Source organism: Nostoc sp. FACHB-133, from assembly GCF_014698055.1.
Taxonomy (GTDB): Bacteria; Cyanobacteriota; Cyanobacteriia; order Cyanobacteriales; family Nostocaceae; genus Nostoc.
On the sequence record NZ_JACJSH010000004.1, the window covers coordinates 237103 to 259834 of the forward strand.

Genomic DNA, 22732 nt, shown 5'->3' on the forward strand with positions numbered 1-22732 from the left:
TAGAAATAAGGGTTTTGACATTTACCTGTGTGCAATTAAATGACTCAAATATTTGAAGGTGCAACGAAAACAGACGATTATATCCGTGTTGCTCAACTTGCAGAAGTTCAGGCAGCAGGCAGTTTATTAGTCCACAAGGAAAAGCATACCATTGCTTTGTTTTATTCAAACAATACAGTTTATGCAATTGATAACCGTTGTCCTCACATGGGCTTTCCCTTACAAGGAAGCACTTGCAAAGATGGTATTGTTACCTGTCCTTGGCATTACGCCCGTTTTGATCTTGCTAGCGGTGGAACTTTTGACTCGTGGGCAGATGATGTTCCTTGTTTCCCAGTAGAAATCCGTGATGGTGAAGTTTGGGTAAATTTAGCGCCACTAGTTAACCCTCATAGCCACCACTCCCAACGTCTGCAAGACGGTTTAGAGCAGAATATTTCTTTAGTGATTGCGAAATCAACGCTTGCACTCTTAGATATAGGGGTGAATCCGGTAGAACCATTTCTCATGGGGCTAGAATTTGGCACTCGTTATAACAAAGCAGGTTGGAGTACAGGTTTGACTATCCATACCTGTATGATGAATCCACTACCTTATCTCGATGTAGAAGACAAACCCCGTGCTTTATTCCACGGACTGTCAGCAGTAGCTAATGATAGTTCAGGTGCGCCACCAGAGTTTGTCGTTCACCCATTACCCAACTCTAAAGTAGATTTTGCGACTCTCAAAAACTGGTTTCGCCAATTTATTCAGGTGCGGGATGCTGAAGCGGCACAAAGATGTTTAGTCTCTGCTATTCGTTCAGGAGCTAATTCAAAGCAAATAGCAGATATGCTGTTCTGTGCTGCTACGGATCGTCGCTATCTTGATGTTGGGCATACGCTTGATTTTATCAATAAAGCATTAGAAGCACTTGATGCTATAGCTTGGCGAGCAGCAGAATCAATTCTGGCTAGCCTAGTTTCGGGTTTAGCCAATGCCTCCCGCATGGAAGAATCCAATTCTTGGCGCTACCCTGTAGATTTGGTGGCAATGTTAGAGTCGGCTTTTGAGCAATTACCGACTGCATTAAGTGTGGGCAAATCTCGACAAGGAAGTTGGTCACAACCAGATGAACTAATACCAATTTTATTAGGTGAAGACCCACAAGCGATCGCAGACTCGCTGTTGAATGCACTAGAAGCAGGTTGTACTGAAGAACAATTAGCTGGTGTAGTTACTTATGCAGCAGCATTACGAGTAGCTCGCTTCCACACCAATAATGACTTTGGAGATTGGAATTCAGCCCACCATCCATTTACGTTTGCAAATGCCGTACATCAAGCTTTACGAAGAGTACCAACAGTAGAAGTGCTAAGAGGTGTGTTTGATGCAGCGATGAGTGTGTATTTAAATCGTTTTTTGAATGTCCCACCAGCACGCCTGCCAGAGCCTAAAGACACTGTGGAAAATCCCGAACAATTACTCCAGCAGTTACCAGATTTATTAAACCGTCAGCAGCAAGTAAACCAGACAGGGCAATTAGTTACTAACTATTTATACAGTGGTGGTAGTGCTGAAAAACTGATGGCAAGACTGGGGAAATTGATGCTACAAGAAAACCGTGATTTTCATGTCATTCAAGAAATAGAAGCCGCTTTTCGTCAGTATTCTTTCCTCGGTCAAACTTCGGCTGGAATTCATATACTAGTGGCTGCATCTCGGTATTTAGCCGCTCATTCTCCGACAATGCGATCTCAAGGGCAAACTTATCAAATTGCGGAACGTTTACATCAGGGCGATCGCTTATTTGAGGAATCGTGACCGAAAATTAGATGCGTTTGCTCTGAGTCGGAGACGCTGCGCGTAGCTTGCTTCCCCGTAGGGGTACGACGAACGCTCATCAACATTCATCAGTAATTATCAAACAAAATGCTGATGATAACATATCCAATGATTCTAGTAGTCTGCCAACCCAAAAATGCTGCGTGATGGCAGGGTAAAGGGGAAGGGGTAAGGGGTAAGGGGTAAGGGGTAAGGGATTTGAAACCTTTCCCCTTTACCCTTTACCCTTTACCCCGCCAAGTTCACTTGGCGAACTACTAGTAATTGAAAAATAGAATAGGGAGTTGGGAGTTATTATCTTGATCTCCCTCATCTCCCCCACTCTGCTTTCTATTACAAGAGGTAATATCAAGTCCAAATAATCACTTATTATTAAAATCTAGAAAATTTATTACAACAGTTTTTGATAATAACTAACAGCTATAGCAATCCTAAATCAATTTTAAAAAATAGATTAAGCACAATGTGCAATATATCTTGATTAAAAAAACGTATTTTAAGAATTACTCATTGGCAAGATATACCAAATATAGATAAGTTTAAAAACAACATTTTTCATAGGGGCACAGCATTGCTTGCCGCTAAAGAAGGCTTATTCGCTCTTATAAGGATATTCTGGAACAGCCTATTTTTGTTACATATATCATGATAATGTTGTACAGATAATAAGTTTTGTATATAGTTGGGTTTCAAAAATTGCGACGCTTTTGTGCAGGCATTTTTGACAGCTTTAAAGAGGTCATAATAATTTCATAGTGAGCAGTATTTTTATTTCGCCAGAGATATAAAACAGGATTAATTATATTTAGGTTTATTTCATCAGAAATTTATAATTGCGATCATTGTATTATGCGAGTATTACAACGATCAAATAAATTTGATCTGCAAAACTATAAAGGTTATACATTATGTCCATTATTGTTGGTACTCCTAACAATGACTTTTTGGTGGGTACTAGTGGTGACGATCAGATTTCTGGTCGTGCAGGCAATGACAACATCTCCGGGGATCTTGGAAATGACATCATTGATGGTGGAGAAGGCAACGATACTTTGGCTGGTAATGGCGGCAATGATACATTCAAGGGCAGTCGAGGTGACGACAGCATTGATGGTGGTGATGGCTTTGATACCGCAGACTACAGCAACTTAGGCACAAAAATTACCCTCTCAGGTGTAGGAACAATTACCAAAGCTGGGGGTTTTGGAACAGATACAGTCTTTAAAGTAGATAGGGTAATTGCAGATGCAACTGTTGCCAACAACACTATAGATGCCTCTCAATCTTTGCCTGGGGTAGCTGCTGTTGCTGACTTAGAAGCCCAAACCATCTCTGCTCTTAACGTTCCTGGTTTGGGAACATTGACATTTAATGTAGTCAACTTTGACAACGTTATCGGCACAATTAACGATGACACCCTTAAAGGCGACAGCCAAAATAACCAATTAACTGGTCTTGCTGGCAACGACCTGATTGATGGTAGAGGTGGCAATGACCTGATTGATGGTGGAGATGGCAATGATACATTGTTCGGTGGAGATGGCGATGACACCTTTAAGGGTGGTCAGGGTAACGACAACATTGATGGTGGGGCTGGCTTTGATACAGCAGACTACAGCAAATTAGGTAAAACTATTACCCTCTCAGGAGTAGGGACAGTTATCAAAGCTGGTGGATTGGGCCAAGACCAACTCTTGAAAGTAGATAAGGTTATTGCTGATGCTAGTGTTGCCAACAATACTATAGATGCCTCTCAATCTTTGTCTGGAGTAGCTGCTGTTGCCGACTTAGAAGCCCAAACCATCTCTGCTCTTAACGTTCCTGGTTTAGGAACATTGACATTTAATGTAGTTAACTTTGACAACGTTATCGGCACAATTAACGATGACACCCTTAAGGGCGACGGTCAAAATAACCAGTTATCTGGTCTTGCTGGTAATGACCTGATTGATGGTAAAGGTGGCAATGACATCATTGATGGTGGTGAAGGCAGTGATACGTTGTTTGGTGGTAATGGCAATGACACCTTTAAGGGTAGTCAGGGCAATGACAAGATTGATGGTGGAGTTGGTACAGATACCGCAGACTACAGCAAACTAGGTCAAACTATTACCCTTTCAGGAGTAGGGACAGTTACTAAAGCTGGTGGATTGGGACAAGACCAACTATTGAAAGTAGAAAAGATTATTGCTGATTCTACTGTTGCCAATAACACTATAGATGCTTCCGCATCTTTAGCTGGTGTATCGATAACTGTTAACCTACAAAGTCAAACTTTGACAGCCAATAACGTTCCTGGTCTAGGGACATTGCCATTTACTGTAGTTAACTTTGACGATGTAATCGGCACAAATGGAGATGACTTCATTGCTGGCGATCGCCAAAATAATAAATTAACAGGCAATGGCGGCAATGACACATTTAGAGGCAGTCAAGGTGACGACAGCATTAATGGTGGTGATGGCTTTGATACAGCAGATTACAGTAGCTTAGGCAAGAAAATTACCCTCTCAGGTGTAGGAACAATTACTAAAGCTGGCGGTTTCGGAACAGATACAGTCTTTAAAGTAGATAGGGTAATAGCTGATGCCAGTGTTGCCAACAACACTATAGATGCATCTCAATCTTTATCTGGGGTAGCTGCCGTTGCTGACTTAGAAGCCCAAACTATCTCTGCTCTTAACGTTCCTGGTTTGGGAACATTAACATTTAATGTAGTTAACTTTGCCAATGTCATTGGCACAATTAACAATGACTCCCTTAAGGGCGACGGCCAAAATAACCAGTTATCTGGTCTCGCTGGGAATGACCTAATTGATGGTAGAGATGGCAACGACCTGATTGATGGTGGAGATGGCAATGACACATTGATAGGTGGTGCAGGCGATGATACTTTCAAGGGCAGTCGGGGTAACGACAGCATTAATGGTGGAGATGGTTTAGATACAGCAGACTACAGCAAACTAGGCAAAGCCATCACCCTATCAGGTGTAGGACAAATCACCAAGGCTGGCGGCTTTGGAACAGACACAGTATTTAAAGTAGAAACAGTTATTGCTGATGCTAGCGTTGCGAATAACACCATAGATTCCTCTCAATCTGTTGCTGGTGTATCTGTCATCGCTAACTTACAGGAGCAAACTATCTCTGCCCTCAATGTTCCTAGTCTGGGGACAATAACATTTAATGTACTCAACTTTGATAATCTCATCGGTACAAATGCAAGTGACAGCATTACTGGCGATAGCCAAAATAACCGATTAGAAGGTAGAGATGGTAATGACACTATCTCCGGTGGCTTCGGTAATGACACCATCATCGGTGGGCAAGGTAACGATATTCTCACCGGTGGTTTTGGTGCAGATAAGTTTGTTTTCAATAATGTTAATGATGGTATTGACACCATTACAGATTACAACTTTGGTCAGAGTGACGTAATCCAAGTTTCTAAAGCAGGGTTTGGTACTACTAATCTTAGTGACTTTACCTACGACTCTTCTAGCGGTAACTTGTCTTTCTTAGGAAATCAACTCGCCTTCATTGAAAATCTCTCATCCAATTTGAGTATTCAGTTAGTGTAAAGTTCTACGGGTTATATCTCCATGACAAGTTAAAGCTTTTTGCCCTTTATTGTAGATTTGTTGTGGAAGCACTGACTATTAGTTTACACATAACAAATTGAGAGTGGTACAGACATGAGTAATTGTCTTTGTACCCCAGGATAAAAGTTATGTTGCAAAAATAGAATGAGGTTGGGCTGGTAAAAGTATGAATTGTGTCAACTCTCACCAGCTAGCCCTCAAAAAGTTTGGTTATTCAGTACTTTATATCCTAAATCAATCTGCTAGAAACCTGAAAATATCGCTGTACGGCAAAAACAGGCGTTATCTTTTAAAATTTTACGCTTTTCTATTATTTAGGTATTCGAAGCTAGATTTTAAAGCCAAATTTTGATGTTTGACTAATAATTTGGGGCGAAAAATACTGGAAAACCAAAAGTTTTTGCAACATATTCATTGAATATGGCAGTTGCTTCAAATCTCTCGACCCAACACACCAGGGTAAACGCATCTAAGGTATAATAATCCTTTAAGAGTAAGGGGGTTAGCGTTTGATAATTTAGGCTATTTTATAGCTAGAAGCTTTGCTTAGCAAGAGTTTTATAAATTCGATGCGTTTGACATGAAAAACATACTGTTTAATTTTTGGTGTTGAATTATCCTATTTTAATGATATTATTCTACAAAATTAAGGAGTGAGCTTGGTGCAATTTACAATCAATCCATTATTCAAGAAGCTGTCTGTAAAATATTTAACCGTAATTACAGCTATAGTCACAATTCTCCCATTACCAGTTAATGCAGCTACATTTTTAGTAACGGAACGCGCTGGTTTAGAAGGCAACGATCAAGTCAATTGGGGAAGTTTGGGTAAAGTATTCAATCCCTCTGCTCCTGACTTTTCTGTTTTTTTACCTAATTCTTTCTCAACAACATCCCAAGGTGGTTTAGGGTTAGATATAAATATAGCTCCAACTAATAATCCTCGGGTTACTCCACCGTTTGTTTTTCAAACTTTACCTTCCCCTGGAATTCGGAGTAACTTTGCTTTAGGTGATTTTATTCTCTTTGGAGGTATAGATCCAACAGGTTTTATCCCTCTTCCTCCTGGTACTCCTGATCCTGGTACTAAGGGTAACGGTGAACCTTTAACAATTAGTTTTGCCCAGCCTGTTTTCGGCGCTGGGGCTCAGATAGCTATAGACAGTAGTAAATTGAAAATTGAAACTTTTCTCAACGCTTTTGATAGCACCAATAACCTGTTGGCTAGTTTCTCAGTTCCAAATATTTCGTCCTTAGCATTAGATAATTCGGCAGTGTTCTTGGGAGTTCGTAGTGACACTCCAAACATCTCACGACTAGTTTTTAGTAGTTCTGCTCCCCAATTCGGTTTGGCCATTAATCAGGTAAGTATTCTTGCAGTTCCCGAATCGACTTATACCTTGGCAATATTAGCTTTTGGTGTTTCTGGTGTTGTTTTGAAGCTACGCCAACGTAACTTAGCCAAATAATTAATTCTAATTCGTAATTTGGAAGAGGGTACAGTAGCCCATACCAAAATCTCTGATTGGGTGGTCTGCAACATACTCTTTCCGAGGCACTTTGAGTAGTAAGATCCCCGTAGCAATGGTTACGTGGACTCGCTTTCTGGTGTCGCTATCAGTCATTAGTCCAGAGCTAAGGAGATTTTTGAATAAGAAATTACCAGATCAAACAGTCATTTTCCCATTAGGGAATCACAACTAACTCAATAGATCAGGGCGATCGCACGGGATTTCTGAAATTCTTGCTGTATGAGGATATTGACGAAAAATAGGCTAACTCAAAAAAAGCCAAAACCCTTGCTATTAAAGGATTCTTATACTTTAGATGCCTTTACCCTGCTCAATAGGTCGATCAGGTAATTTATTTTACGGAAATCATCTAGCACTGATTGTAATTACGAATGATGTTAACAATACTCGTTAACGTCACGATCAATACGACTTATTTTGAGGCTCACACAGCGTCGAAATAGCTCGTGATTGAAGAAGTTTGAAGTTCTAGACATACTCCAACTTCTATCAGACGTAAGTTCCGCAACATTTTGATCTTTAGCCAAATCAAAGTCAATGTCATACAAAGAAGTAGAACACATCATAGAAGCTAAGATACAAAAAGCTATACGGAAGCACGAAATCGTAGTTGCTTTTATTAGTAGTATTACTGGCTTAATTTTCATAATGGGTTTATTCCACGCTATTTCGCTCAACCACGCTCAAATACACGCATTTTGCTTGAACTGATTACTGATTGCATTCAATGGGTCTTTACGATTGAGCATTCCCTGCTGTCCATACAACCAATCCAAGTTACACATATTTTTTATAAAAGGGAATTGCACTATGGAGAGCAAAAATAATAGCAGGCCTATATTGGTCTTATTTTTGACTGTATTTATAGACCTGCTGGGCTTCGGAATTATTCTGCCGATACTGCCTTTGTATGCTGAACAATTCGGCGCAAAACCTAATGAAGCCACTCTACTTGTAGCTATTTATTCTTTAATGCAGTTATTATTTGCACCAGTATGGGGCAGATTTAGCGATCGCTACGGTCGTCGTCCGGTTTTATTACTGACCTTATTCGGTTCTGTAATAGCATACACAGGCTTAGGCTTTGCTAACTCATTATGGATGTTGTTTCTTGCTCGTAGTCTTGCGGGAATTATGGCAGGAAATATTAGTACTGCTCAGGCATATATCGCAGATATTACCACACCAACGAATAGAGCCCGTGGTATGGGCATAATCGGAGCAGCTTTTGGTCTTGGCTTCATTCTCGGCCCAGCTATTGGAGGTCTTCTCATCGGGTCAGATCCAGACAACGCTAACTTTCATTTACCGTCGTTGTTCTCAGCTGGATTATCTTTATTCGCATTGCTTTGTGCTTTGACGTTACTTCCTGAATCTCTAAATTCTGAAACTAAAGCCAAAATGCAAGCTAATCGCCACCGCCGGCGACGGCTGAACTTATTACAACTGTTACAGCGTCCCCAGTTTTGTGTGCTTGTAGGCATCTACTTTTTTGTTACCTTTGCAGTTGCAGCTATGGACTCTACATTAGCTTTATGGTCTAAGCAGCAATTAAACTGGGGCCCTCAACAAACTAGTTATCTTTTTGCTTTCATGGGGATTGTTAGCACAATCGTTCAAGGAGGACTAATCGGATTTCTCAAGAAACACTTTGGTGAAATAAAATTACTTACCTTGGGGATATTAGGTTTAGGTTTAGGATTACTGCTAATTGGATTCTCACAAAGCTTAAGTTTATTGTTGGTTGCTACTACACTTGTGGCATGGGGAATCAGTGTCAGTCAACCACTATTGAATAGCCTAATTTCCCAGATGACTGCCCCAGAAGAGCAAGGACAAATATTAGGAATTGCCAGTTCTTGCTCTGCCTTAGCACGCATTGTTGGGCCAAGTTGGGCAGGGATTAGTTTTATGAAATTTGGGAGTGATTCTCCTTTTTTGAGCGGATTTTTAGTAATGATCGTAGCTTTGCTTCTTAGTTTACGAGTTACTAAAAGTGCATCTGAATCAAACAAAGAACGTGTAGCCTAACATCTATATCTTAGAGGATCTAAATTTATTACTGATGTATCCAAAACTTTATATCCTCCTAAATCCTCCTTAAAAAGAAGGACTTTGAGAAGGTTATTCTCCCCTTGTTATTAAACATTACGAATTACGTTAGCGAGTCTTATCTGCGACACGCTCCGCGAACGAGCGTCATTACGAATTACGAATTACGAATTACGAATTAATAATATGACAGGTCGCCGAGTATTATTTTTAGGCATCTTTGTAAGCATCCTCCTAACCTACGCAATTTGGATCGGTGGGAGCATTCCTGCAAGCATAATCAAACTTCCTGACCAAGGATTAAACTGGTACTACTGGAAGCTTCCCCAACCAACCTTTTGGAGTCGAACGACAGCTTGGGGTATGTACATTGGGCATCAGTTTAGTATCTGGGCGTGTATATTGTGGGCGCAGCGATCGCAGTTGAAATACAAATCAGCTCTGCACCCGATAAATTACCTCATGCTTGGTATCAATGGTATCTTTATCGCTTTACACTTCCTCCAGACCTATATTTGGTACGATGCTCTCGCTCAAGATACTTCAATTTGGGCTTCTCAAGGTGCAGTTGTACTGTTACTGGTGTTCGTACTGATTTTAGAAACGCCTCGACGCGGTTTGTTTTTTGGCAATTCTGTTCCATTCCATCAACAGTTTTTGCAAATTATCAAGCTGTACCACGGCTACTTTTTCTCCTTCGCCGCCATCTACACCTTCTGGTATCATCCAATGGAAGCGACTGTAGGACACTTAATTGGTTTTCTCTATATGTTCTTGCTTCTGCTCCAATCGTCGTTAATCTTTAACCGCGCCCATGTCAACCGTTGGTGGACATTCACTTTAGAAATTACAGTGGTTTTACATAGTGTAGTTGTATCTTTGATGCTAGGACAAAGCAAGTGGCCAACATTTCTCTTTGGTTTTCTTGGCATTTTAGTACTTACCCAACTCCACGGTCTACCTGTTGGTATCTGGACTAAACGTACTATCTACGCAGCCTTTTTAGTGAGTGTAATGGTCGTTTATGGACTTACTGAACGCGGATTGGGCAGAATTTACGAAGTAACCTATATTCCTCTGATTGAGTTTGGATTGGTTGGCGCAATTTACTTAATCTTTTTGATCGTGTTATGGACAATTTCTCGTGTACCTATCAAGACGTAATCTGATACCCGTTAAAATATTTGATATGTTTGTAGTCAGGACTTACGCACAAGCAACGGAAAATCGAACCACAGAGGACGCAGAGGACACGGAGGAATAAGAGTTTGAGAGGTTTTTTGCGTAAGTCCTAGTAGTAAAGACTTTAGTACTTCCTCCGAGACGCTACGCGAGCAAAATCAGGACTTCAGTCATGACTACAAACGTTTTTGAAGTAAGTTTGATTAGCCAGAGATGCTATGAATAAATATTAAAAACCAACTATCTTACTCACCACCACTAATATTTTTTTGTTGTTGATAACGCAGTTTAAACTGGTTTTGTTGTATTTTATGATCCACAATTGGGTCGGGATAGCCAACAGCATGACGTTCTAAAGGTGGAATTTTTCCAGTAACTAAATATTCTGTATCTACAGACCTTAATTCTGATACCCATTGCCGAATATATTCCCCTTCTGGATCAAATTTTTGTGTTTGACTAGCTGGATTGAAAATCCGCACAGGTTTGGGGTCCATACCGCTAGAAGCACTCCATTGCCAACCGCCATTATTAGCAGACAAATCTCCATCAATCAACTTCTGCATAAAGTATTTTTCTCCTAATTGGGGATTAATAAGCAAGTCTTTGGTGAGGAAACTAGCAACAATCATTCGACAACGGTTGTGCATCCAGCCACTTTCATTCATCTGGCGCATTGCTGCATCCACAATCGGGTAGCCAGTTCTTCCTTCACACCAAGCTTGGAAATGTTCTTCATTAGTTTCCCAAGGAAAGTTCTTAAAGGTGTCGCGGAAAGCACCATCAGCTAATTCCGGGAAGTTATACATTGCATGTTGATAAAACTCCCGCCAGGCTAATTCCTGTTGCCATGTGCGGATATTAACTGCTGTTTCCTCACTGCGGCTATTTTCTAGTGCTTCTATGGTGGCTTGCCAAACGGTGCGAATGCCAATTACCCCAAATTTTAATGCTGCACTCAGTTGTGATGTTCCGTCAACTGCGGGGAAATTTCTCTGTTCTTGGTATTCAGTAATAGCTTTATTTGTAAATTCTTCTAATCGTTCTTCTGCCGCCGCTTCTCCTGGTGAAATAATTAATTGTTCATCCCAAATAAACCCTAAATCTTTAGCTGAAGGTAATGTCACAGAACCCGTAAGTTTGGCAATTTCTTGTTCAGCTTCTGTTAATCCCTCAACATTTTGCAGTGTTTCAACTGGGTTCGCTTTCGGTTTGATAATCCAATTTTTCCAGAAGGGGGTATAAACCGTGTAAGGACTGTTACCACCTGTGCGGATCTCATCTGGGGAATTGAGGATTTGATCCCAGTTTTGATTAAGAAACTCAATCCCTTTTTCTTTGAGGGCATTGATAACGGTGCGATCGCGTTCTTGTGAATAAGGTTCTACATCCCAATTCCAAAAAACAGCTTTGGCATTTATTGCCTCTGCTAAAGCTGGTATAGCTTGTACAGGATCAGCGTGTAGTATTAATAACTCGCTACCAACTTGAGCATATCGCTCTTGGAGTTTCTGCAAACAGCCAATCATATAAGTTACTCTCACAGGAGCAACATCATCCCGTTCTAAAATATGTGGATCGAGGCAAAACACGCCCACAACCTTCGGACTCCGCCGTTTTGCCGCAGCCAGCCCCGTATTGTCAGAAATGCGTAAATCGCGCCGATGCCAAAACAGAATTAAGTCAGACATTCTATCCTAGATATAGTTCACCCGTACTAGCTTAGATGCTAGTGGTACCAATGAACATCATTCTGGCGATAAATTATATTCTGTAAATGGGAATTGGGCATTGGGAATAGGGAATAGGGAATTGGGAATTGGGAATTGGGCATTGGACATTGGGAATTGGCATTGATTATTAAATCAATATTCTCCTCTGCTCCCCCTGCTCCCCATGCCTCCTCTGCTCCCCTTCCTTCCTACCTACCCCATTCCCCGGTTTGTCAGTCGGGAATAGTGACTTTTTAGCTCAAAGATAGAGTATACTCTTCTTAACAGTTAATTAGTCTTTTTGTCATGGCTAACCTACTACTTGACGACGGTACGATTGAGAGCGATTTAGGCGAAATAGCTCGTGAACTTGCGCCTTTTGGCATTCAACTCAGACACTACGATCCAGGAACATCGCTACTCTTCCCCAATCTGTTAAGCCAGGACGTTTTAACTGAGTCGGAGAAACGTTATTGTGTGGAACTCCATAACAGCGTTTTTGAATTTCTTCAGCAAGAAAATGGCGCTATCTGGTGTGACTTGTTAAATGTGCATCCAGGTTCCTTTAATCTTCACCATCTGATAGCAACCTACAGCCGTTACCATACTCATCCTGCACCTGAACCCCTCTACGTGTTAGCAGGAGAAATCATCTATGGCTTTGTACGACCTGATGGCAGTCAGGTACAGCTTTTAGTTCAGGCACAAGACTATCTTTACATCCCCGCCGAGGTTGAGCATTGGTGTAGTCCAACTGCGTCGTTGAATTTCAAAGCAGTACGCTATTTTGCGATCGCCGAAAGTTGGGTTCCCAATTATACGGGTACTCAAGTTAGTGATTCACTCAATAAGCCAGGTTAAAGCTCAGTTACATTATTGCAAACTCTGATATTTCTTACTTAATGCTTTAACTTTAAACTCAATGTCCATCGATAACGTTTGCCGCTATCTTTCAGAACAGTATCCCGAAAGCTTTGCCACCTGGTTGTTAGGCAGAACTCCAGCAGACGTTAAAGACCTCAAAACTGAGTTGAGTGTTGAGCCAGTTAGAGCAGACTGCATTATTTTGCTAAATCCCCAAGAAGAGATTCTCCACCTGGAGTTCCAAGTTGCACCTGTCTCAATCCCGCCAATGCCGATTCGGATGCTAGACTACTACGCGAAGCTGCGTCGGCAATACAGTTTTTATCCTATTGAACAGGTTGTCATCTACCTCAAAGAAACCACTGCAAACGCAGTTTTTATTGAACAATTTACTGACACTAATACAGTTCATACTTCCGTTCCATTCGCATTTGGGAGCAAGACCCCGCTCCTTTGCTAGCGTCTGTTGGTCTTTTACCTTTGGCGGTTTTAGTGCGAACAGATTCCCCTGAATCCTTGCTCTCTCAAGTTTCTGCTCAGGTAGATATGATTGAAGAACCCAGCCAGCAACGAAATATCTCAGCCTGTACTCAGTTGCTTGCAGGGTTAAAATATAACAACAATCTCATCACAAGCCTTTTGCGGGAGGAGCTTATGCAGGAATCTGTGGTCTATCAAAGAATTATTAGACAAGGAATTGAGCAGGGAAGACGAGAAGAGGCATTGTCAGTAATTATGCGCCAACTTCCTCGGCGAATTGGTATAGTTGCTCCAGAATTGCGTAGGCACAGCCCGTCGTAGACATCGCAGATTGAAGATTTGTCTCTTACTCAATTAGAGGATTTAAGTGAGGCGCTATTAGATTTTTCCACATCATCTGACTTGACAAAATGGTTAAATAATGTAGTGCGAAGCTGAAAGATTCACTCAACTTCCTCACAGAGAATTAACAGCGTTTCCATCGCTTCTGCTAGAGAAATCAACTCTGTCCAAGAGGAGCCACTAACTAGATTTTGGGCATGAGCTAATCGGTTTCGCAACTGTTCAGCAGACTTTAGGAAGCGTTCACCAAACCGTTTGGATTTTAATCCCAGTTGCTGGAGAAGTTCTGGCTGATTCAAAATCAACTCTCGCTTATCACAGAATTGCAGATAATCTAACAAATCCGTAGCTTCGTTTCTTTCCTGACTCTCTCGCCATAACCGTTGAGCAACATCTAAGCGCTCAGGTTTGAGGACTTTTTGCCAAGAATCTTGAGGATAATAAATCCGCACCAGCCGCAGCAAATTCATTTCTAGGAGCGTTACCAATCCAAACAGCAGCATTCGCGCGGGTGCTTTCTGTAAGTCGCCACAGGTAATAATACCACTTACCTGATTGCAGTCCAAGACAAACAATCGCGGAGTTTGTTGTAGGATGGGTAGCAACTTGATCAATGGGGTAGAAATGGCTATTAGTTCTTTGGGATGAAACACCCGTTGATAGTCGCCACATTTGCCTTCTTTACCTTGAATCAAACTAGAGCGTTCTACATAACCGCTGATAATATCTCCTGTCTCAACGCCGATAACATCAAAATTTTGTGCCTGCATCCAATGCAGCACTTCTGTCACCTCCGCATTAGCTGGCATAGCTTTGAGGGGTTCTGCCACATATTCAATGGTGATATTGTTCTCAAATAAACTCCGCAGGTCTTGAGAACGCGATTTTAGGTGTTTCATCCTCCGGTTGTGAACTCACGCTTAGATAATCCTAGGGCACTCAAGCGATGTCTGCGACGGGCTACGCCTACGCCAGTGGAATTTTCTGCCAGATTACCCCTGCAATCGCTATCTCGACAAATGCCATAGACCAATATCATACTATCCTAGTTAGTATAAAGATAGTGACGCTTAGACATTTTCAAGTAACAAAATATTTTGCAACTACAAAAAAATAAATATTTATGTAGTTATTTGGAGCAGATTAGTTGATTAATTTTGCTAAAAATGCCGAAAATTATCGCAAAAAAATGTTATTACTAAAACGACATATCGAATTGATAGTTGGTAGAATTTTACCAAGATAACCAAAATTGATAAATAATATTATTATGCCAAGAAAAGAACAAGGATGGGTTACATTTCAAACCTCAGAGGACGAGCGGAAGATTCTAGAGGAGTTTTGCGAACAGTCTCAACGCACCAAGACTGAGATTTTGCGAGAACTTGTGCGTAGTCTCACTCAACACTCAACAGCCGCCGTATTACCACCACCTCAGCAGGAAAAACGGGAAGATATATACTATACTCAAAAGCCTGACATAGAAAGTACTATTCCCAAAAAATCACTAAAAGTTAGTTCTCGTAATATTCTTAAAGGTGTTGTTAAACGAGTTGTTTATGGAGCAGTTAATAGTGAGGTAACTCTGGAAATTATTCATAAAGTAGAATTAACCTCAATTATCACCAGAGCTTCGGCAGAAGAGTTAGAACTATCTGAGGGGAAAGAAGCTTATGCAGTGATTAAGTCGAACGATATTGTCATTGCTAGAGAATAAAAATACGGGATTTTAGGCGTTGGGTATTAATTTTTGATGGTGAAGAACTGCAAGATAAATTGAGTATATATCATTTGATGAAATTGCAGAGCTAAAAGAATTATCAACAGGTAAAAAAAATTGCTGAGGGATTAACTAGTATGATTCTTGTTTTGCTTGTTGCCACACAATATTTTATACTGCTTTTCAAAAATCTTGATAATCAATTAATTGGCTGGCTATAGAGGCGTATATCTATGCGTCCCTACTGCTTTTAACCGTAATTTGAATTTGACACAAATAACAGATGTGTACTCTTACAAGTTTTGTCTAGCGTAGGTGTAGCCCGCACTTCTCTACGAGACGCTGCACAAACGATATACTTCCACTGCGCTCAATACAAGAAGCTCAGTGACCATCGTAGATATCGCATCTACACCTACAGCAAAACTGACAAAGGTTACAACTTTTAGTAAGGATTTTTTGATAGAGTGATGCTTTGTCAAACGTTCTCATATTCATGTCGTCCCAGGTATCGCTCCCCCAATCGCTCCATCCATACCTACCGCTCACCGCTCTTGCGCCTATGCAGGATGTGACAAACCTCTGGTTTATGAAGGTCATTGCCCACTACGGCAGCCCTGACTACTTCTTTACCGAGTATTTCCGCGTCAATGATACCTCACGGCTCAATCGTAACATTCTGGCAGCAATCACCGAAAACGACACGGGTCGCCCCGTTTTTGCTCAAATGATTGGCGAAAGTATTCCAGACTTAGTAAGAACAGCAATTGATCTGTGCCGCTATAATATCGCTGGAGTTGATTTGAATATGGGCTGTCCAGCACCTAGAATCTATCGCAAAAATGTTGGGGGTGGATTGTTGCTCTCACCAGAAAAAGTGGATCGGATTTTAGCAGAATTGCGGCAGGCAGTGAACGATCGCCCTTTGACTGTCAAGATGCGCGTAGGTTTTGAAAATACAGATAACTTTTACAAAATTCTAGATATAATCAATCGCCACAACATTGATTTGTTGAGTTTGCATGGTCGCACAGTCAAAGATATGTACCACGGGGCAGTGAGATATGATTTGATTGCTGAAGCGGTTAGACGAGTTCATTGTCCAGTACTTGCCAATGGCAATATCAACTCTGCAAAAACTGCTATTGAAGTGCTTTCTCAAACGGGCGCGGCTGGTGTGATGGTAGGGCGCTGGGCGATTGGCAATCCTTGGATTTTTAATCAAATTCGGCAGGCTTTGCGCTTTGAGCCGATCGCACCCGTTCCTTTAGTAGAAGTCCGCAACTATATTGATCGTTTATGGCAGACCCCCACAGCAGCAACTATGCCAGAGCGATCGCGTGTAGGCTATCTGAAAATGTTCCTCAACTACATTGCTCTGAGTGTTGACGCTGAAGGTCATTTCCTGCGGCTGATGCGACAGACGCAGACCGAGATAGAATTGTTTAACCTCTGCGATCGCGTTCTCCTTGCCGATCTGACGAAAACTTTAGCCCTAGCACCCTCCTTGAGCGTTTAAGTAACTATGGCAACTATTTGAAATAGGCATTTTTGACGCTTTATGAATACGAATGCGAGGTGCTGAAAATAGTACCTCGCAATCTATCTGTGCTGTTTATTTATGGAAGAGTGTTAATCACCATTAAGCAACAACAATTTTGTCGTTGGTTAGTGACAATCCAGCAGATAATTGGGCAAATTTTACCTGATTAAAGGCAGATGCACTGCCATCTTGGTCAAAGAACAGTCCACCTGTAGAAAAATCATAGATAAATCGTTGATTGCTTGTCGTTGCAGATGTTCCGACAATAAACTGACTTTGTTGAAGTGAACCTATTGATAACCCGCCACCAAAATCAGCAGCCGATACCTGAATCCGGTCATTAGTTACGTTGAAGTCATAAAGATGATCAACACCTTGATTAAAGCCATTGAAAACAAAGGTATCATTACCATCATTTCCATAGAGGCTATCATTACCAAAACCACCTGTTAGGATATCATTTCCATTGCCACCTTTGAGGGTGTCATTTCCATTACCACCGCTAAGGGTATTATTCCCTAATGCGCCAAATGCAGAGATGTAATCATTATCATCACCTCCTAAGAGTAGGTTATTGCCTGTTGAATAATCAACAATCAATTTATCAGCACCCGTGCCACCGTTGAGGGTGTTATTGCCTGATGTCCTGCGATAAACTCCTTTTTCGTCGCCAGAATTGTCGTATTCGTAGCCAGAAGCTGAGAGATAATCATTGCCATTATCTCCATTGAGTAGATTATTGCCCGTTGAATAATCAACATTCAAATTATCGTCACCAGCACCACCGTTGAGGGTGTTATTTCCAGTAGTGTTATAAAAAGCTCCTCCGAAGCCGCGGCCGTAGCTAGAACCGGAGAGAGAATCATTGCCATCTCCACCAGAAAGCAGATTATTGCCTCGTGAATAGTTAACATTTAAGTAATCGCTACCAGCGCCACCGTTAAGGGTGTTATTCCCCGAAGTGTTATCAAACCTATAGCCCTCAAATTCTGAGGCAAAGAGAGAATCATTGCCATCGCCACCAGACAGCAGATTATTGCCTGTTGAAATATTAGCACTCAAGTAATCGTCACCAGCACCACCGTTGAGGGTGTTATTACCAGAGGAAAGATTGACAGAGAGATAATCGTTATGATCACCACCATCCAGGAAGTTCTTACCTGTTGAAAGTAAGGCACTCAAGGTATCGTTACCAACGCCACCCTTGAGAGTATTATTACCAGACACTTTAGGGTCGTAGTAGCCACTAGAGGCAGAGAGATAATCATTGCCATTGGAACCATCCAGTAAGTTATCGCCTGCGGAACCGTCAGCAATCAAGGTATCGTTACCAGCGCCACCCTTGAGAGTATTATTACCAGACACCACATTACCTTCGTAGTCCCCTAATGCCGAGAGAATATCATTGCCATCGCCACCACACAAAAGATTATTGCCTGCTGAAGAGTCAACATTCAAGTTATCGTCATCAGCACCACCGTTGAGGATATTGTTCCCAGCACCACCCCGTAGCAAGTCATTACCAGCACCACCGTTGAGGGAATCATTGCCAGCATCACCAATAAGGGTGTCGTTCCCCGCACCGCCAATGAGGGTATCATTTCCCGTACCACCCCGCAGCAAGTCGTTGCCACTCTTGCCATCGATGCGGTCATTCCCACCCTGACCATTGATAACATCATTTGAGTTATCTAAACCTGTAACATTGTTGTCGAGGTCATTGAGGAAAGTCACCGTGTTCTTGTTGAACACGCTAGTTTTAGTGGAGTTGGCATCAAAGACATCAAAACTATCGGTGATGCTAGTTTGCCCATCAAACAGGATATTACCAATAGCTGGTCTGTTTCCAGAAGCTTTCAGGTTATCGAGGTTTTCTAGTTTGAAGTTTTTTAGAATCGTTTTGGTATTAGCAACCCCATCAAAGGTGATTTCCAGATTATTACCATTCTGGGTAAGCAACAGATTTTGGGCAGTCAAATCAGCACCCTGGAATTTGATCGTATCCACTTCGCCAATAACTGCTGCTGTCGGGTTTGTTCCTTTACCTATGCCACCAAAATCAGTGATAGTATCAGTCCCATCACCCAAGTTGTAAATAAATTTATCCTTGCCGCCACCACCAGTCAGAGTGTCATCGCCCTGTTGAGCTGTAATGGTATCGTTGCCTACTTTACTGTTAATTATGTCAGCGTCATTACTGCCCAGTAGAATATCATTACTGTTAGTTCCAATGATATTTGTCATAACTTTTACCTTCCTTAATCGATATTCCCGTAAATTTAAATTTCTCAGCCCTGATTTAATACTGTTTTAGAACACAAAAACCCGCCGATAGTTGACACTTTCGACATATTTTGATTTCCCTCTGGAGGGACAGTAATTTTTATTGAAAATCCACACTGTTGAGCAGATTGCAACTAGCACCTATCTGCATATCAAAATCTCATGCACTGTACAAATTAATGACTTTGTGCATGAACTCAAATAGTTCATTTCAGGCTTTTTACAAGCATCCTTGATTAAATACCGTAGGCGTAGCCCCAACTTAGGCATTCTTGCAAAAACATCACGAAATCAAGCTTAAATGCCTGAAAATCACACTTCATACTTTAATTTTTTTGTCAATGCGTAAATCCTAGTGTCTTGAAAATAGGGAACAGTTAACTCTTGATACAGAAGGTTATTTTCATCCCCTCGTTGTGGGCTATTGCCTGTGGGTGTCTAGCTTAAAAAGAGAGAACATTTAAATAACCTGATACTAACTAAATACTGAAATTTACTTGTATGTCTATACTTCAAAAAGTATCTTTGCATACTCTTTACATTGTAGGGGAAATATGTAAGTAAATAGTCGTGAAAAAAGTAAACTATGTAAAGATAAATAAATCGCAATCGGTTTGAAGAAGGAATCAGAATGGGCTACGCCCCGCTACGCTAACAAAGACGTTTCCGTTACTCCGGTCGTAATCAAGATGCTCTCTACGAGACGCTGCGCTATCCGCCAATCATACAGATTCAGGATGAATCCTGACTCCTAAATTCTGTTTTGATAAACGGGAAAAGCTTGGTCTACAAAGACTTTGGTATAAACTTTCTTCGAGGATGAAAAGCAAAGTGCAAGGAGTCAGACATAGTTTTTTTGGAAGAATGCCTGAAACATGATTAATTTGTTGTTACATACTTGTAAATTTTTCTGCCGACCTACTTATGTGCTAAAAAATCCTCTTAGTGTGTTCTTCACATTTTCAGAGTTTATAGTCAAAATTTTACAGACAGCAGTTACAAAGAAGTTTGAGCCGAGGCTTTCAAAGCAGGAAACCTCAAGATGCTTGAAGTATTGATAAAATACATCTTTTTATTTTTGAGCGCTGCGATGCCTGCGGTTCTTGCTAGCCTACGGCTGGTAATAGATTATATCTGTGCAATAATCGCGATCGCTTACCAAAATTACAGACGCAGAGATACTCAAACGAATTGCGATCGCAATTCACATTAGTTCATTATCGTCAGGTGACAGAAGCAACAGTTATACAAAGGTATAAATGGATAGTGTTGAGATGATTTACCTCTAAACTGAGTTGAGCAATTTCCAAAGCTTTTTGGTACAGTATTCTAGAAAATCCAGATGACGAAGATAGGCGAGCGCTAATTGCAATTGCCAGTTTATTGCTCAAAATCTAGAATGCAGTTGCTATGATCAAACGCCTGCTTGTGGTAGAGTCTCCCGGAAAAGTCAAAAAACTCAGTCAAATTCTGGGTTCAGATTGGAAAGTTTTAGCCAGTTGTGGCCATATCCGAGAACTCAGCAATGAAGGGGACGATTCCTTGGGCTTCGTCATGGAAGGCAGTAATGTAAGGTGCAATTACGTTCCGCGTGACCAACGAGCAAAAGAAACAATCCAGAAGCTCAAATCTGCGGTGAAGCAGGTTGATGAAGTTGTCTTAGCAACTGACCCAGACCGGGAAGGCGAGACAATTGCTTGGCATCTCAAAGAAACGCTGGGTTTAAGGGAACCGAAACGAGTAATTTATACTGAGATTACAGCATCGGCGGTACAGAGTGCGATCGCTAATCCCAGAAAGCTAGACCAAAATTTGATTGGTGCTGGATTGTGCCGAGATTGTCTAGATAAGCTGGTAGGTTACAAAGGCAGTCCTTTAGTTTGGGCATTAAATAACGGCGCGAAGAGCGTTGGCAGAGTTCAAAGCGCGACGTTGCACCTAATTTGTCAGCGAGAAAACGAAATTCTGGCTTTTGTCCCCCAAGATTACTGGAGTGTTTGGGTAGATTATGCTGAAGGATTTCGGGCTTTTTACAAAGGGACGGTCGATTCTGCAAAAGATACAGCAGACCAAGAAACTGAAACTCATGATGACGCGAAGGTTGGTAATAGTCCAGAAACACCGGAATCTAAACGTGTTCTTTCCGAAGCAGAGGCTACACGTTTAGTTGAAGAAGCACAGCGACATCTTCATCAGGTGATTCATTTTGAAGGAAAAATTGTTAACCGTCAGCCACCGCCACCATTTACAACTTCCAGCCTTCAGCAAGCAGCCGGTTCAAAGCTGAGGTTTGCTCCTGACAAAACCATGATTGTGGCTCAAAAGCTCTATGAGGCAGGGCTGATTACATATATGCGAACAGATTCAGTGATGCTGAGTCCAGAATTTTGTGCCAGCGCTCGTAAATGGTTAGAGCAAAATGATCCGCAGAATGTACCGCAGCAAGTCGCCAAGCATCGTAGTAGCAAATCAGCTCAAGAAGCACATGAGGCGATTCGTCCAACAGATGTATTTCGTCCCTCAGTTCAATTGCGTTTAGAACTTCCTAATGATGAGTTTAATCTTTATGTAATGATCTGGAAACGGTCAATTGCTTCTCAGTGTCGTGCTGCCCAATTGCGTAAAACTCTGGTGATTACTCAGTCTGGTTCTCTACTGTGGTCAGCTAGAGGGCAAGTGATTGAATTTTACGGTTATGCCCGGTACTGGAACAATCTCAGCAAGGATAGTATTTTACCTTCATTACAACAGGGACAAGCATTGAAACTGGAGAATGCTGGACATGAAAAGAAGCAGACGCAGCCACCACCTCGTTATAGTGAACCCAAATTAGTACAACTGATGGAACGTAAAGGAATTGGTCGCCCAAGTACTTATGCTCCTACTGTTGCTACCTTAAAAAAACGCAATTATGTCGAGTTAAAAAAAGACCATCTGCAACCAACAGCTTTAGGGTTAGAAGTTGATGCGTTTTTGCTCAAAGCACTACCAGATTTACTAGAGGCGGAATTCACAGCGAAAATGGAGGATGCCCTTGATGCAATTTCCGAAGGAAAAAATTCTTGGCAGCATTATTTAACTAGTTGGAATCAGAATTATTTTGTACCAGCGCTTTCCAAAGCTAAAACTGTAGTTGCGAGTTCCCCAACAGGTAAAGCTAATGTGATAACTGAGCGAAAATATGAAACTTCCAAAACGCGATGCCCTGAATGCAAAAATTTTCTCGCCAAAATTCCGAGTACTAAAGTTAAAAAGAAATATTTCCTCAAATGTACAAAAGGCTGTGAAAATGTCGTGCTATTTTGGAGCGACTTTAACAAAACTTGGCAGCCACCACAAGCTAAAACAGTCAAAGCTGAAAATCAACAAAAGCCTCCCGTCAAGATGACGGCATATCCCTGCCCGGTATGTAAGAAACCTCTAGAGGAGTACAGTTACATCAAAGAGGGGCAGAGTAAGACAATGTTGCGATGTTCTGACTCACAATCCCGTAAAGATACGAAACATAAAGATGTAGCTTATTTCAGTACGCCAAAAGGGTGGTGGAGTCCTAAGTTTGGGGAGATATCAAAACCTAACTGATTTTAGCTATTAGT

The 22732-nt window shown here is 41.4% G+C and carries 14 protein-coding genes and 2 pseudogenes; 12 read left to right on the top strand and 4 right to left on the bottom strand.

Annotated features, from left to right (window positions below; all coding sequences use genetic code 11):
• Positions 1 to 39: 39 nt before the first annotated feature.
• From H6G86_RS05580 to H6G86_RS05600, 5 genes are all read left to right on the top strand, one after another.
• Positions 40 to 1803: a Rieske (2Fe-2S) protein gene (locus tag H6G86_RS05580; protein WP_190933485.1), complete on the top strand. Its 1764-nt coding sequence runs from the start codon at positions 40 to 42 to the stop codon at positions 1801 to 1803.
• 929 nt (positions 1804 to 2732) lie between these two features.
• Positions 2733 to 5405, top strand: coding sequence for a beta strand repeat-containing protein (locus H6G86_RS05585; RefSeq protein WP_190933486.1), 2673 nt, complete (start codon positions 2733 to 2735; stop codon positions 5403 to 5405).
• A gap of 683 nt (positions 5406 to 6088) precedes the next feature.
• Positions 6089 to 6895, top strand: coding sequence for a hypothetical protein (locus tag H6G86_RS05590; RefSeq protein WP_190933487.1), 807 nt, complete (start codon positions 6089 to 6091; stop codon positions 6893 to 6895).
• A 915-nt stretch (positions 6896 to 7810) separates the two neighbouring features.
• Positions 7811 to 8989 carry an MFS transporter gene (locus tag H6G86_RS05595; RefSeq protein WP_190933488.1) on the top strand — a complete coding sequence of 393 codons (1179 nt, stop codon included), beginning with the start codon at positions 7811 to 7813 and terminating at the stop codon, positions 8987 to 8989.
• A 207-nt stretch (positions 8990 to 9196) separates the two neighbouring features.
• Positions 9197 to 10174, top strand: a complete 978-nt coding sequence (locus H6G86_RS05600; protein WP_190933489.1) for a hypothetical protein — start codon at positions 9197 to 9199, stop codon at positions 10172 to 10174.
• Positions 10175 to 10437: 263 nt separating this feature from the next.
• On the opposite strand, the gene H6G86_RS05605 is transcribed toward H6G86_RS05600, so the two are convergent.
• A complete protein-coding gene (locus tag H6G86_RS05605) occupies positions 10438 to 11883 on the bottom strand; it encodes a deoxyribodipyrimidine photo-lyase, 8-HDF type (RefSeq protein ID WP_190933490.1) in 1446 nt (481 codons plus the stop codon).
• Between the two features lie 327 nt (positions 11884 to 12210).
• Here H6G86_RS05605 and H6G86_RS05610 point away from each other — a divergent pair, with 327 nt between their 5' ends.
• The 3 genes and pseudogenes from H6G86_RS05610 to H6G86_RS39965 all read left to right on the top strand — a co-directional run bounded on the left by H6G86_RS05610 (position 12211) and on the right by H6G86_RS39965 (position 13686).
• Positions 12211 to 12765 (top strand): acireductone dioxygenase, encoded by a 555-nt coding sequence (locus tag H6G86_RS05610; RefSeq protein WP_190933491.1) that lies wholly within the window; start codon positions 12211 to 12213, stop codon positions 12763 to 12765.
• A 61-nt stretch (positions 12766 to 12826) separates the two neighbouring features.
• Positions 12827 to 13228, top strand: coding sequence for an RpnC/YadD family protein (locus H6G86_RS39835; protein ID WP_313930541.1), 402 nt, complete (start codon positions 12827 to 12829; stop codon positions 13226 to 13228).
• An 86-nt stretch (positions 13229 to 13314) separates the two neighbouring features.
• Positions 13315 to 13686, top strand: a pseudogene (locus H6G86_RS39965) (DUF4351 domain-containing protein).
• Between the two features lie 5 nt (positions 13687 to 13691).
• On the opposite strand, the gene H6G86_RS05620 reads toward H6G86_RS39965, so the two are convergent.
• Together H6G86_RS05620 and H6G86_RS05625 are read right to left on the bottom strand one after the other, a co-directional pair.
• Positions 13692 to 14489 (bottom strand): hypothetical protein, encoded by a 798-nt coding sequence (locus H6G86_RS05620; protein ID WP_190933492.1) that lies wholly within the window; start codon positions 14487 to 14489, stop codon positions 13692 to 13694.
• Positions 14486 to 14629, bottom strand: coding sequence for a hypothetical protein (locus tag H6G86_RS05625; protein ID WP_190933493.1), 144 nt, complete (start codon positions 14627 to 14629; stop codon positions 14486 to 14488). The genes H6G86_RS05620 and H6G86_RS05625 overlap by 4 nt, the downstream gene beginning before the upstream one ends.
• A gap of 231 nt (positions 14630 to 14860) precedes the next feature.
• Here H6G86_RS05625 and H6G86_RS05630 point away from each other — a divergent pair, with 231 nt between their 5' ends.
• Together H6G86_RS05630 and H6G86_RS05635 are read left to right on the top strand one after the other, a co-directional pair.
• Positions 14861 to 15307 (top strand): TOBE domain-containing protein, encoded by a 447-nt coding sequence (locus tag H6G86_RS05630; RefSeq protein ID WP_190933494.1) that lies wholly within the window; start codon positions 14861 to 14863, stop codon positions 15305 to 15307.
• A gap of 499 nt (positions 15308 to 15806) precedes the next feature.
• Positions 15807 to 16829: a tRNA-dihydrouridine synthase family protein gene (locus H6G86_RS05635; RefSeq protein WP_190933495.1), complete on the top strand. Its 1023-nt coding sequence runs from the start codon at positions 15807 to 15809 to the stop codon at positions 16827 to 16829.
• A 123-nt stretch (positions 16830 to 16952) separates the two neighbouring features.
• On the opposite strand, the pseudogene H6G86_RS05640 reads toward H6G86_RS05635, so the two are convergent.
• Positions 16953 to 19097, bottom strand: a pseudogene (locus tag H6G86_RS05640) (calcium-binding protein); the annotation flags it as partial.
• Between the two features lie 1081 nt (positions 19098 to 20178).
• Between H6G86_RS05640 and H6G86_RS05645 the strand changes: the two are divergent.
• Both H6G86_RS05645 and topA read left to right on the top strand, forming a co-directional pair.
• Positions 20179 to 20349 carry a hypothetical protein gene (locus H6G86_RS05645; protein ID WP_190933497.1) on the top strand — a complete coding sequence of 57 codons (171 nt, stop codon included), beginning with the start codon at positions 20179 to 20181 and terminating at the stop codon, positions 20347 to 20349.
• 197 nt (positions 20350 to 20546) lie between these two features.
• On the top strand, positions 20547 to 22718 hold the full coding sequence (topA, locus tag H6G86_RS05650; RefSeq protein ID WP_190933498.1) for a type I DNA topoisomerase: 2172 nt from the start codon (positions 20547 to 20549) through the stop codon (positions 22716 to 22718).
• The last annotated feature ends 14 nt before the right edge of the window (positions 22719 to 22732 follow it).

Bases quoted from the DNA above. Each gene is read 5' to 3' on its own strand.
- H6G86_RS05580 (WP_190933485.1), top strand. From the start codon at position 40: ATGACTCAAATATTTGAAGGTGCAACGAAAACAGACGATTATATCCGT.
- H6G86_RS05635 (WP_190933495.1), top strand. From the start codon at position 15,807: ATGTCGTCCCAGGTATCGCTCCCCCAATCGCTCCATCCATACCTACCG.
- H6G86_RS05585 (WP_190933486.1), top strand. From the start codon at position 2,733: ATGTCCATTATTGTTGGTACTCCTAACAATGACTTTTTGGTGGGTACT.
- H6G86_RS05620 (WP_190933492.1), bottom strand. From the start codon at position 14,489: ATGAAACACCTAAAATCGCGTTCTCAAGACCTGCGGAGTTTATTTGAG.
- H6G86_RS05625 (WP_190933493.1), bottom strand. From the start codon at position 14,629: ATGATATTGGTCTATGGCATTTGTCGAGATAGCGATTGCAGGGGTAAT.
- H6G86_RS05630 (WP_190933494.1), top strand. From the start codon at position 14,861: ATGCCAAGAAAAGAACAAGGATGGGTTACATTTCAAACCTCAGAGGAC.
- H6G86_RS05600 (WP_190933489.1), top strand. From the start codon at position 9,197: ATGACAGGTCGCCGAGTATTATTTTTAGGCATCTTTGTAAGCATCCTC.
- H6G86_RS05645 (WP_190933497.1), top strand. From the start codon at position 20,179: ATGCTTGAAGTATTGATAAAATACATCTTTTTATTTTTGAGCGCTGCG.
- topA (WP_190933498.1), top strand. From the start codon at position 20,547: ATGATCAAACGCCTGCTTGTGGTAGAGTCTCCCGGAAAAGTCAAAAAA.
- H6G86_RS05605 (WP_190933490.1), bottom strand. From the start codon at position 11,883: ATGTCTGACTTAATTCTGTTTTGGCATCGGCGCGATTTACGCATTTCT.
- H6G86_RS39835 (WP_313930541.1), top strand. From the start codon at position 12,827: ATGTCCATCGATAACGTTTGCCGCTATCTTTCAGAACAGTATCCCGAA.
- H6G86_RS05610 (WP_190933491.1), top strand. From the start codon at position 12,211: ATGGCTAACCTACTACTTGACGACGGTACGATTGAGAGCGATTTAGGC.